Origin of the sequence: Streptomyces sp. AV19 (genome assembly GCF_015999245.1) — a bacterium.
In the GTDB taxonomy this organism is placed as follows: domain Bacteria; phylum Actinomycetota; class Actinomycetes; order Streptomycetales; family Streptomycetaceae; genus Streptomyces.
Genome location: NZ_JAEAMR010000092.1, coordinates 1 through 2,692 on the forward strand (window position 1 = coordinate 1; position 2,692 = coordinate 2,692).

At 65.6% G+C, this 2,692-nt stretch carries 1 protein-coding gene; it reads right to left on the bottom strand.

The genetic code is table 11. From position 1 onward, the window contains the following. A partial coding sequence (locus tag I5Q34_RS33680; RefSeq protein ID WP_199896302.1) for a type I polyketide synthase occupies positions 1–2,692 on the bottom strand: 2,692 nt, incomplete at both ends.

Below are 2,692 nucleotides of genomic sequence, written 5' to 3' on the forward strand. Positions count from 1 at the left end.
GAGGAGGGCTTGGGCTTCGATGGGGTCGCCGAGGGTGGTGCCGGTGCCGTGGGCTTCGACGGCGTCGATGTCGTTGGGGGTGAGTCCGGCGTTGGTGAGTGCTTGTTGGATGACGCGTTGTTGGGCTGGTCCGTTGGGTGCGGTGAGGCCGTTGCTGGCTCCGTCCTGGTTGACGGCGCTGCCGCGTACGACTGCCAGGATTCGGTGGCCGTTGCGGCGGGCGTCCGAGAGGCGTTCGACGAGGAGCATGCCGACGCCTTCGCCCCAGCCGGTGCCGTCCGCCGCCGCCGAGAACGCCTTGCACCGACCATCCCGCGACAACCCACGCTGCCGCGAGAACTCCACGAAGGCTTCAGGCGTAGACATCACGGTGACGCCGCCGGCGAGGGCCATGGAACACTCGCCTGCCCGCAGGGCCTGGCATGCCAGGTGGAGCGCGACCAGGGAGGACGAACAAGCCGTGTCGACGGTGATCGCAGGTCCTTCGAGGCCCAGGGTGTACGCGATGCGTCCGGTGGCGATACTGCCCGCGGTTCCATTGGAGAGATATCCCTCGAAGCCGTCGGGGGCAGTCGAGAAGCGGCCGCTGTAGTCGTGATAGACCAATCCGGCGAAGACTGCTGTCCGGCTCCCCCGGACCGATAGGGGATCGATGCCGGCGCGTTCGAGAGCCTCCCATGATGTTTCGAGCAGGAGACGCTGCTGGGGGTCCATGGCAAGAACCTCGCGCGGGCTGATGTCGAAGAAGGCCGCATCGAAGTAGCCTGCATCGTGCAGAAAGCCGCCTTGCCGGGTGTAGCAGGTGTGCTGCCGCTCGGGGTCCGGGTCGTACAGGTCCTCCAGCGCCCATCCGCGGTCTACGGGGAAGCCGGAAATGGCGTCTTCTCCGGCTGCGACGAGGTTCCACAGCTGCTCGGGGGAAGCGATGCCTCCTGGGTACCGGCAGGCCATGCCGATGATGGCGAAAGGCTCGTCGTTCGGGATCGTGGGCGGAGCCTGGGGATGAGAGTCGCTCGGTTCCCCGCTGATCAGGTGATCCAGGTGGCGTGCCAGGGTTGCCGGGGTGGGATGGTCGAAGACCAGGGACGCGGGGAGCGTGAGCCCTGTGGCAGTGGCCAGACGGTTTCGCAGACGGATACTCGTGAGTGATGTGATGCCGAGGTCGTTGAAGGCGCGATCGCCGTCCACAGCGTGGGACTCGTGATGGCCGAGGACGGCGGAGGTGTGAGTGCGTACGAGTTCGAGAAGAGCTTCATGGCGTTGAATCGGGTTCATACCCGGGAACTGGAGAAGGGATCCCGATCGACTCGCCGGCGTGTGGGCACTGTCAAGGTGTTCCTGAGTCTCCAGGGTGGTCTCGAAGAGTCTGGCCGATTCGGGGCGGGCCGCAGCGAACTTCCTCCAGTCGATGTCCGAGATGACTGACGGCGTGGCACTGTGGCTGACTGCCTGCTCGAAGGAGGCAAGGGCGAGGTCGGCTGGCATGGGGCGCAGGCCGTCGCTCCGCAAAAGGTCGAGGATCTCGTCCTCGAGAGCGCCGTCCCCCTCCCAAGGCCCCCAAGCGATGGAGACAGCGGGGAGTCCTTGTGCCCGGCGATGGGTGGCCAGCGCGTCCAGGTAGGCGCCGGCGGCTGTCTGAGCGGCATGCCCTGTCGAACCCCACGCTGCTGAGGTCGACGATACAAGTACGAACTGGTCGAGAAAATCATGGCCTTGCAGGAGTTCGTGAAGAATCCAAGCCAGGGAAGTTTCGGACGCGATGACCGATTCAAGGTAATCAAATGCGCAGTGTGCGACGAGCGAAGGCCGAATGTCCTGTGCCGTATGAATGACAGTGGTGATGGGACGATCCGAAGGAACGGCCTCGATGATCGAGGCGAGTTGTTGCCTTTCGGAGAGGTCATGGGGGATATGGAGGAGGTGGGTGTGGGGGTGGTGGGTGGCGAGGTGGTGGGCGAGGGTGGTGGCGAGTGCTCCGGTTCCTCCGGTGATGAGGATGGTGCCGTGGGGTGTGAAGGGTGTGGGGGGTGTGGTGGGTGTGGTGTGTTGTGGGGTGGGGGTGAGGCGTGGTGTGTGGAGGGCGTTGGGTCGGATGGCGAGTTGGTTTTCGGTGGTTTGGGTGAGGGCGGTGGGGAGGTGTTGGTGGAGGGTGTGGGGTGTGGGGTGGTGGGGGAGGTCGATGAGTCCGGCCCAGTGGTGGGGGTGTTCGAGGGCGGTGGTTTTGCCGAGTCCCCAGGTGAGTGCTTGTTGGGGGTGGGTGAGGGGGTCGTTGGGGTGGGTGCTGGTGGCGTTGTGGGTGATGTTCCATAGGGGGGTGGTGATGTGGGGGTGTTGGGTGAGGGTTTGGATGAGGGCGAGGGTGAGGGTGAGTCCGGTGGGGAGGGTGGGGTGTTGGGGGTGGGGTGTTTCGTCGAGGGGGAGGAGTGAGAGGAGGCCGGTGAGGGTGTGGGGTGGTTGGTGGTGGGTGGTGAGGGTGTGGTTGAGGTGGTGGGTGAGGGTGTGGGGGTTGGTGTGGGTGTGGTCGAGGGGGAGGAGGAGGGTGTGGGCGCCGTGGTGGTGGAGGGTGTTGAGGATGTGGTGGGTGAGGGTGCGGTCGGTGTGGTGGCGGGGGAGGGGGATGAGCCAGGTGCCGTGGAGCCGGGGTGGTGTGGTGGGTGAGGGGAGGGGTTTCCAGGTGGTGGTGTAGGTCCAG